At 69.2% G+C, this 8,157-nt stretch carries 9 protein-coding genes; 5 read left to right on the forward strand and 4 right to left on the reverse strand.

The window, feature by feature from the left end:
• The first annotated feature begins 88 nt into the window (after positions 1–88).
• Positions 89–946, forward strand: a complete 858-nt coding sequence (locus VB080_RS16000; protein ID WP_323419441.1) for a Bax inhibitor-1/YccA family protein — start codon at positions 89–91, stop codon at positions 944–946.
• A gap of 61 nt (positions 947–1,007) precedes the next feature.
• Here the strand turns inward: VB080_RS16000 and VB080_RS16005 are convergent, their stop codons facing one another.
• A complete protein-coding gene (locus VB080_RS16005) occupies positions 1,008–1,721 on the reverse strand; it encodes an NUDIX hydrolase (protein WP_323419442.1) in 714 nt (237 codons plus the stop codon).
• Positions 1,722–1,884: 163 nt separating this feature from the next.
• On the opposite strand from VB080_RS16005, the gene VB080_RS16010 reads away from it, so the two are divergent.
• Positions 1,885–2,778, forward strand: coding sequence for a neutral zinc metallopeptidase (locus VB080_RS16010; RefSeq protein ID WP_323419443.1), 894 nt, complete (start codon positions 1,885–1,887; stop codon positions 2,776–2,778).
• Complete coding sequence (locus VB080_RS16015) at positions 2,775–3,824, forward strand: DNA adenine methylase (protein WP_323419444.1); 1,050 nt, start codon at positions 2,775–2,777, stop codon at positions 3,822–3,824. Before VB080_RS16010 ends, VB080_RS16015 begins: the two co-directional genes overlap by 4 nt.
• An 8-nt stretch (positions 3,825–3,832) precedes the next feature.
• Here the strand turns inward: VB080_RS16015 and VB080_RS16020 are convergent, their stop codons facing one another.
• The gene (locus tag VB080_RS16020; RefSeq protein WP_323419445.1) at positions 3,833–4,804 is read right to left on the reverse strand and encodes a hypothetical protein; all 972 of its coding nucleotides are present in this window, start codon (positions 4,802–4,804) and stop codon (positions 3,833–3,835) included.
• A gap of 36 nt (positions 4,805–4,840) precedes the next feature.
• Between VB080_RS16020 and VB080_RS16025 the strand changes: the two genes are divergently transcribed.
• Together VB080_RS16025 and VB080_RS16030 are read left to right on the forward strand one after the other, a co-directional pair.
• Complete coding sequence (locus VB080_RS16025) at positions 4,841–5,434, forward strand: DNA-3-methyladenine glycosylase (protein WP_323419446.1); 594 nt, start codon at positions 4,841–4,843, stop codon at positions 5,432–5,434.
• Positions 5,435–6,139: 705 nt separating this feature from the next.
• Positions 6,140–6,571 (forward strand): SRPBCC domain-containing protein, encoded by a 432-nt coding sequence (locus VB080_RS16030; RefSeq protein ID WP_323419447.1) that lies wholly within the window; start codon positions 6,140–6,142, stop codon positions 6,569–6,571.
• A gap of 49 nt (positions 6,572–6,620) precedes the next feature.
• Here VB080_RS16030 and msrA read toward each other — a convergent pair whose 3' ends face one another.
• The gene (gene msrA / locus VB080_RS16035) at positions 6,621–7,241 is read right to left on the reverse strand and encodes a peptide-methionine (S)-S-oxide reductase MsrA (protein WP_323419448.1); all 621 of its coding nucleotides are present in this window, start codon (positions 7,239–7,241) and stop codon (positions 6,621–6,623) included.
• 195 nt (positions 7,242–7,436) lie between these two features.
• Entirely contained in the window at positions 7,437–8,135 is a 699-nt protein-coding gene (locus VB080_RS16040; RefSeq protein ID WP_323419449.1) for a uracil-DNA glycosylase, read from the reverse strand.
• Positions 8,136–8,157 lie beyond the last annotated feature (22 nt).

Consider the following 8,157-nt stretch of genomic DNA (forward strand, 5'->3'; position numbering starts at 1 on the left):
TTCTCAAAGCAAGCTCACAGGAAAGCCCTCTACCATGGATGCATGACGGTGTGAGTCACCGCTCCGCGACCAGAAGGACGTACACACGATGCGCAGCAACAACCCGGTTCTGTCCAAGACCGAGTGGAGCCAGCCACCGCAGACCCAGCAGCAGTACCCCGGCCAGTACGGCCCGGCCGGTTACGACCCCTACTCCCAGCAGGCCGGGCAGGAGCCCTACGGCCAGCCCTACCCGCCGCAGCCCGTCCAGGCCACCCAGCAGGGCGTGATGACCATCGACGATGTGATCACCAAGTCGGCGATCACCCTCGGCACGGTCATCCTGACGGCCGCGCTGACCTTCTTCGGGTTCGCCTACGGCTACCTGCCGGTCACCCTGTTGCAGCCCGCGATGATCATCGGTGCCCTGGTCGCCTTCGGCGTCGTGCTGCTGGTCAGCTTCCGCCGCCAGGTCAAGCCCGGTTTCGTGCTGGCCTACGCCGCCATCGAGGGCGTCTTCCTCGGCGCCATCAGCCTGGTCTTCGAGTTCAGCTACCCCGGGATCGTCGTCCCGGCGGTGTTCGGCACCTTCGTCGCGGCGGCGGCAACCCTGGCCGCCTACAAGTTCTTCCGGATCAAGGTCACCAGCAAGTTCCGCCAGATGGTGGTGATCGGCACCTTCGCCTACGCCGGCGTGCTGCTGGTGAACCTGCTGCTCTCGCTGTTCGGGATCAACCTCGGCATCATCTCGGTCACCGGTTCGGTGAGCTGGATCGCCCTGCTGGCCTCCGCGGTGGGCGTCGGCCTGGCCGTGTTCAACCTGATCCTCGACTTCGACTACATCGAGCAGGGGGTCGCCCTGCGGGCGCCTGCCAGCGAGTCCTGGCGGGCCGCCTTCGGCTTGACCGTGACCCTGGTGTGGCTCTACACCGAGATCCTGCGGATCCTGTCGTACTTCCGCCGCTGACCCACACGCGCGAAGGCCGCCCTCGGGAGCTTCCCCGGGGCGGCCTTCGGGTGTACCCGCTCTAACCCGCGCGGCGCCAGGCGCTCGCCAAGCCGGGCAGGTGGCGCTCCAGCAGTACCCGGGTGCTGGCTGCCCAGGGCGTGGTCTGCCACTGTGACAGCGGTACCCAGGTGGCCGAGGCCGTGGTGCCGCCGAGATCGTGGACCACCGGGGCGCTCGGGTCGGGGCAACGGCCGGCGAAGATGATCCGGACGGCGTGGAAGTCCTCGATGACGCCGGTGGGGGAGCGTCCGATCCAGTGGTCGGTCTGCAGGTCGAGCAGGTGGTCGATCTCCAGGCTCTGCCCGGTCTCCTCAGCTACCTCGCGTGCCACCGCCTGGGCGGCGGTCTCGCCGTCCTGGATGCCGCCGCCGGGGAGTCCCCACAGCCCGGGCACCGCCGTCTTGTCGGAGAACTCGGTGGCCAGGATGCCGAAGGAGGACAGGGTGATCGCGTAGGCCGCCAGCCGTTGCCGCAGAACTGGGACGGTGTCCTCGGTCAGCACCAGGCCCGGATCCATCGCGCGGGTGCGGCGGGAGCTGTGCCGGTTCACCCGCCTGCCGTGCCGGGCCAGTTGGACGGTGGCCGTCAGGGCGGGAGACGTCCCGGTGACCGAGAGCGGACGGATGATCCGGTAGCCACGCTCCCAGGCCAGCCGGTGCGGATCGGCACCATGGGCCAGGACGCGGTTGAAGACCGGCATACCGCCGGCGACCTCGACCCCGATGATCCGCATCGTTTCATCATGACCGAGGCGCAGAGGGATTCCAAACGCCACGACGGGAACCCGTCGACGAATCCGCAGTCGGCAGCGTCCGACCAGGCGGCACCGTCCAGGCTGGAGCGGGAATTCGACCCGCCGGTATGCTCTGTCGCAGCCAGACCGCAGGGGGACGTCCATGCAGTACCGCAAGGGAGCCAAGCTCGACAGCTCGCAGATGGGCTACGGCGGCGGTGGCGCCGGAGGGAAGATCGCCCTCGGCGGTGGTGCGGGCATCCTCGTGCTGATCCTGGCGCTGGTCTTCGGGCTGGACCCCAGTGCCCTGCTCGGCGCCGCCGACCAGACCCAGCAGAGCCAGCAGAACCAACCCACCCAGACCGGCAACCCGTGGGACGCCTGCGAGAACGCGGAAGACATCGAGACCAACCGCGACTGCCGGTTCGTCGCCTACACCAATTCGATCCAGGCCTTCTGGGCCACCCAGCTTGGCGACCAGTACGTGATGACCACGACCACACCGTTCACCGGGCAGACCGCCACCGCCTGCGGCACCGCCACCTCGGACGTCGGCCCGTTCTACTGCCCGGCCGACAAGATCGTCTACCTCGACACCAGCTTCTTCGACCAGATGCTCACCGGGCAGCTCGGCGCCCGCGGTGGCGACGCCGCCGAGGCCTACGTGATCGCCCACGAGTACGGCCACCACATCTCCAACCTGATCGGCACCCTCGGCAAGGCCCAGGCCGCCGGCAACCAGACCGGGCCGAACTCGCCACAGGTCAAGCTCGAACTCCAGGCCGACTGTTTCGCCGGGGTATGGCTGGCGAACGCCACCAACGACCCGGCGTCGCCGATCGAAGCCATCACCCAGGACGATCTCAATCGCGCCGTCGATGCGGCGATCGCCGTCGGCGACGACCGCATCCAGCAGATGTCGACCGGCGGCATCTCGCCGGAGTCGTGGACCCACGGCTCCTCCGAGCAGCGCAAGACCTGGATGGCACGGGGCTACACCACCGGCGACCCCAACCAGTGCGACACCTTCGCCCCGGGGGCGCTGACCAAGGCTTGATCAAGTACCTGGGGTCCAAGCGGAGGCTGGTGGCCGAACTCGGCGACCTGCTGACCCGCAGCGGTGCGACCACGGCACTGGACCTGTTCACCGGCACCACCCGGGTGGCCCAGGAGTTCTGCCGTCGCGGGGCGTTCACCACCACCGTCGACACCGCCTCCTACTCCGAGGTGCTCGCCCAGTGCTACGTGGTCACCGATGCGGCCACGGTCGACCCCGCCGAGGTGGACGAGGCGCTGGCCAGGCTGGCGTCACTCCCGGACAAGCGGGGGTACGTGACCGAGGTATTCGCCGAGCGCGCCCGCTACTTCCACCCGGCCAATGCGCAACGCATCGACGCCATCCGCGACGGCATCGACGACCTGTTCCCCGACGGTCCGCTGCGGCCGATCCTGCTGGTGGCGCTGTTGGAGGCCGCCGACGCCGTGGACTCCACCGTCGGGTTGCAGATGGCCTTTCTGAAGCAGTGGGCCCCGCGGGCGCTGCGGCCATTGACGCTGCGGGCCCCCGTCCTCACCCCGGGAACCGGACGGGCGCTGCGGCAGGACGCCCGCCAGGCCGTCCACGACCTGCCCGAGGTGGGCCTGGCCTACCTCGACCCGCCGTACAACCAGCACCGCTACTTCACCAACTACCACGTCTGGGAGACCCTGGTGCGCTGGGACGCCCCGGCGTACTACGGCCTGGCCTGCAAGCGAGTGGACGCCCGCTCGGAGGCCACCAAGAGCGACTTCAACTCCCGGCGGCGAATGCCCGAGGCGCTCGCGGGGGTGATCGCCCGGGTGCGGGCCGAGGTGGTGGTGCTGTCCTTCAGCGACGAGGGCTTCCTGCCGGTCGAAGCGCTGCAGGAGATGCTCGCGGTACGGGGGAATCCGGTGGCCGTGCTCGCCTACGACACCCGGCGTTACATCGGGTCGAAGATCGGCGTCTACTCGCCCGACGGCCAGAAAGTAGGGACGCCCGCGCACAGCCGCAACACCGAGTACCTGCTGGTCAGCGCACCGGCCGATCGTCCGGTGGTCGAAGCCGGGCCGCTCCGAGACTGATCGATCGCTCAGGAACTGATCACCTCGGTGCCGGCAAGATCGGTGGTCACCGCGGTCGATCCGACCGTGAAGTAGAGCCGGGGAACGCCGGTGCCGCCCCGGTCGTCCACCGTGACCTGCCACCGGGTGTCCGGTTCGAGCCCGGCCTGCCTGATGATCCGGCTGACCACCTGCCAGATCACCGCCGGGTCGACCAGGTCGACCGCGAACGGGGGCAGGGACAGCACCTCGTCCCGGCTGATCCGGGTGACCGGAACCTTCGCGGTGCGCTGCAGCCGGACGGTGGTGTCGTCCAGGCCGGCGTAGTCGACCCACGCCCCGGTCTCCGAATCGACGCCGAGCATCTGGACGGTGACCCGGTCCCGGGTCACCTCCGACAGCCCGTCCGCCACACCGGCGGCGGTGTGGTAGTCGAGTTCGGGCAGCGGGATCCCGTCCGGTTGGAAGAAGACGGTGCGCGACTCGGGGTTGGTGGTCACCGTCATCGCCACCCGTCCGCCGGAGAAGTCGACGATGTGCAGGGTCTGGTTCGCCGTCGAGCCGCTGATCCTGGCGGCGGTGCGGAACAGGCTGCCAACGTCGGAGAGGTCGAAGTCGTCGAGGTTGAACACCGCCTGGTCGACGTACTCCAGATCGCTGGTCACCTGCTGGGCCTGACCGTCGCGGTAGGCCCAGGTGACCGGCTTCCCGCCGGCTTCCGGCAGGACGGTGACGGTCACCGAGTCGGTGGTGACCTCGGCCATCACGACCAGGTCGGAGCCGACGGTCGCCAGCAGCCGCTTGAGCCACGCCTCGGCGAGGCCCGGACGGGTGAAGTCCAGCGGTGTCGGTGTCGGTGTGGGACTGGGACTGGGACTTGCGGTGGACCTCGAAGGACTGGGGGTGAATGGGGCAGGGGTGGCGGTCTGGCAGGCGGCCAGCAGGCCGACCGCGGTCACCACTGCCACAGCGGCCTTCCTGATCCGACGCGGCAGCCCCATGGCAGCGAGGTTAGCGCGCCCGGCACACTGGGGTGCGTGATCGATCTCGACGCGCCCTCGCTGGACGTGGCCCCGTGCCTGCTCGGCTGTCTGCTGAGCCACAACGGGGTGACGCTACGGATCACCGAGGTCGAGGCCTACGGCGGGACGACCGACCCCGCCGCCCATGCCTTCATCGGCCCCCGGCCACGGACCCGTGACCTGTTCGGCCCGCCCGGCACGCTCTACTGCTACCTGTCGCACGGGCTCCACATCTGCGGGAACATCGTCTGCGGCCGGACGGGGGAGGGTGAGGCGGTGCTGCTGCGTGCGGCCGAGGTGGTCCACGGTCGGGAACGTGCTCGCAGCCTGCGTCCAGGGGTGGCCGATGTCGCACTCGCCCGTGGTCCGGGGAACCTCGGCCGGGCGATCGGCTGGACGCTGGCCGACTCCGGTGGCCGGCTGGGTGCTGGTGGACTCGACCTTGCCTCACCGGCCGAGCCGGTTGCTCCCGACCGGGTGGCGAGCGGCCCACGGGTGGGGGTGTCGGTGGCCTGGCAGCGACCGTGGCGGTTCTGGATCGCCGCCGACCCGAGTGTGTCGGCCTACCGCCGCAGCCCGCGGGCGGTATCCGGGGACCGCGCCTGGTAGCTCAGGAATCCTGGGGCGTGGACGGCGGCACACGGTGCGACGGTGGCGCAGATTGCGGCGGCGACGTCTCGGCAGCTGGACGGTGATCGGGGACGGCTTTCCGGCGCATGAGAATTCGCTTGTCACAGCACAGGCGAAGGCCGGACCAAGTATGAGTTGGTCCGGCCTTCTGGTTGCTCGGAGTGGACGCCGTCCGAACCCGGTCAGCCCGCCTGGTCCGTCCCGCCCGTCCCGGCGAGACACCCGCGGATCGCTCCGCTGGCTGTGGACCTCGATTGCCAACCAGCCGCCGTCCTGACGACCTCCCTTGCGGGTGGCTGCCCTGATCGGCGTAGGACTTTTCTACTCCTGCGCGAAGGGCTGTGCAAGGGGTTCTGGCGAAGATTTCAGGCCAATTTCGGGCGATCCCGATGGGGCTCGTCACACCCGTCACAACAGTCACTCGGGCCACATCCGTCACAGGCTGGGGGCTGGCTGCGAGACCATACACGGACCGGACCAACTCATACTTGGTCCGGTCAAGACTTTTCTAGTGGCAGCCGCGCGCGATCCCCGGGAGCGACACGCCAGACAGGCAAGAAAAGTGTTCGTCAAGATCGCTGGACAGACCTGACAATCGACCCTTCCGCTGTCACCGATCACGGGTAGTGTGGCGGTACGGGTCGGCCAAGGGAGGCCGACGCTTCAGACGGATCGAGGTAGGTCATGACTGAGCAGGTGGCGGGCGACACGCTCGCGAACGCAATGGGCACCACCGTCACGGTGGGACGCGTGGTGTCCCTATCCCCCAAAGAGGTCTGGCGTTTCCTGGTGACGCGGGATGGTGCTGAAGCCCTGCTGGGCGACGGTGCTGTGCTCGGCGACAAGGGAGACAGCTGGCGCGCTGCCAACGGCACGTACGGCGTCGTCCGCTCGTACCACCCGCTGGAACAGATCCGGTTCAGTTGGCACGCCGCCGACGACACCCCGAAGACTCTGGTCGACGTCCATCTGATCCCCGAGGACGGCGGCACGCGGATCGAGATCCGCCACGAGCAGATCCCGCACTACTTCGATGTGGTGGCGATCACCAAGCGCTGGGAGGCGGCGCTGGCGAAGGTGGATGACGCCTCCGCCCTGGCGGGGGCCACGAACTGACAACGCGAGGGCGGTCGGCATCAGCCGGCCGCCCTTGATGGTTGTCGGGTCAGCGACCGGGGGTGCAAGCCACGCCGGTGGCGTGCACCGGGCAGTAGCCGTTCGGGTTCTTCACCAGGTACTGCTGGTGATAGTTCTCTGCCAGGTAGCAGGGGCCCGCCGGAGCGATCTCGGTGGTGATCGCGCCGTAGCCGGCCTCCGCGAGCGAACGCTGGAAGTCGGCTGCCGTGGCTCTGGCCAGCGCGGCCTGCTCCTGGTCGGTGGTGTAGATCGCCGAGCGGTACTGGGTGCCGATGTCGTTGCCCTGCCGCATCCCCTGGGTCGGGTCGTGGTTCTCGAAGAACACCGCCAGCAACTGGGCGTAGGACACCGCGGCGGGGTCGAAGGCGACCATCACCGTCTCGGCGTGGCCGGTCAGCCCCGAGCAGACCTCCTCATAGGTGGGGTTCGGGGTGGTACCGCCGGCGTAGCCCACGGCGGTCGAGGTGACTCCCGGGATGCTCCAGAACAGCTTCTCCGCTCCCCAGAAGCAGCCCAGTGCGAAGTAGGCCACCGTCGAACCGTCCGGCACCGTACCTACCCGGTGGCCGAAGACCTCGTGCCAGCAGGGCTGCTGGAGGACGGGAGTGTCCCGTCCGGGCAGTGGGGATGTGTTCTGGGAAAACTTCATGGGGACAGACCTCCGGACGCCGGCGAAGCGGCTGGTGCGGGCCCAGAATACGCGTGGCCGGCAAGCTGGCCGACGGGTTGGGCTTGATCTCGACGGTCAGCCGCAGCTGCGGCGAGGTTGAGTACTCTGCTGCGGGCTCCGGCGGTGGAGCGAGTCGTGGTCTGTCGCAGAGTCTGCTGGCGGGCTGGGCGGTCGTCAGTCGCGGGCGGGTTCCAGCCGCCAGTCAACCGGAGCGCCACCTTGTTCGGCCAGCGCCGCGTTCACCCGACTGAACGGCCGCGAACCGAAGAACCCGGCGTGCGCCGACAGCGGGGACGGGTGCGCCGAGGTGATGCACGGTATGCCCTGGCCCGCGAGCCGGGGCTGGAGGGTCTGGGCGTCGCGTCCCCACAAGATGGCCACCAACGGGCCACCGCGCCGGGCGAGCGCGTCGATCGCGCACTCGGTGACCTGCTCCCAGCCCTTGCCACGGTGCGAGCCCGGGCTGCCCGGGCGGACGGTGAGCACTCTGTTGAGCAGCAGCACGCCCTGCTCGAACCACGGGGTGAGGTCGCCGGAGGCGGCCGGCGGAATGCCAAGGTCGGCCTCGAGTTCGGCGTAGATGTTGACCAGGCTCCGCGGCAACGGGCGCACCTGCGGAGCGACCGAGAAGCACAGTCCGACCGCATGGCCCGGGGTGGGATAGGGATCCTGTCCCACCAGCAGCACCTTCACCTGTGCCAGCGGCCGGGAGAAGGCCCGCAGCACATTGCTTCCCGAGGGCAGATAGTTCCGGCCGGCCGCAAGTTCGGCCCGCAGGAAGTCACCCAGTTCGGCAACCAGTCCGGCGACCGGGGCCAGCGCTTCGGCCCAGTCCGGGGCCACCAACTCCGACAGAGGACGAGGAGTGCTCACCCGGTCAGCGTAGTGTCCCGCC

Origin of the sequence: Propionicimonas sp. (assembly GCF_034927565.1) — a bacterium.
Lineage (GTDB): Bacteria > Actinomycetota > Actinomycetes > Propionibacteriales > Propionibacteriaceae > Propionicimonas.

Bases quoted from the DNA above. Each gene is read 5' to 3' on its own strand.
- VB080_RS16000 (WP_323419441.1), top strand. From the start codon at position 89: ATGCGCAGCAACAACCCGGTTCTGTCCAAGACCGAGTGGAGCCAGCCA.
- VB080_RS16005 (WP_323419442.1), bottom strand. From the start codon at position 1,721: ATGCGGATCATCGGGGTCGAGGTCGCCGGCGGTATGCCGGTCTTCAAC.
- VB080_RS16010 (WP_323419443.1), top strand. From the start codon at position 1,885: ATGCAGTACCGCAAGGGAGCCAAGCTCGACAGCTCGCAGATGGGCTAC.
- VB080_RS16020 (WP_323419445.1), bottom strand. From the start codon at position 4,804: ATGGGGCTGCCGCGTCGGATCAGGAAGGCCGCTGTGGCAGTGGTGACC.
- VB080_RS16030 (WP_323419447.1), top strand. From the start codon at position 6,140: ATGACTGAGCAGGTGGCGGGCGACACGCTCGCGAACGCAATGGGCACC.
- msrA (WP_323419448.1), bottom strand. From the start codon at position 7,241: ATGAAGTTTTCCCAGAACACATCCCCACTGCCCGGACGGGACACTCCC.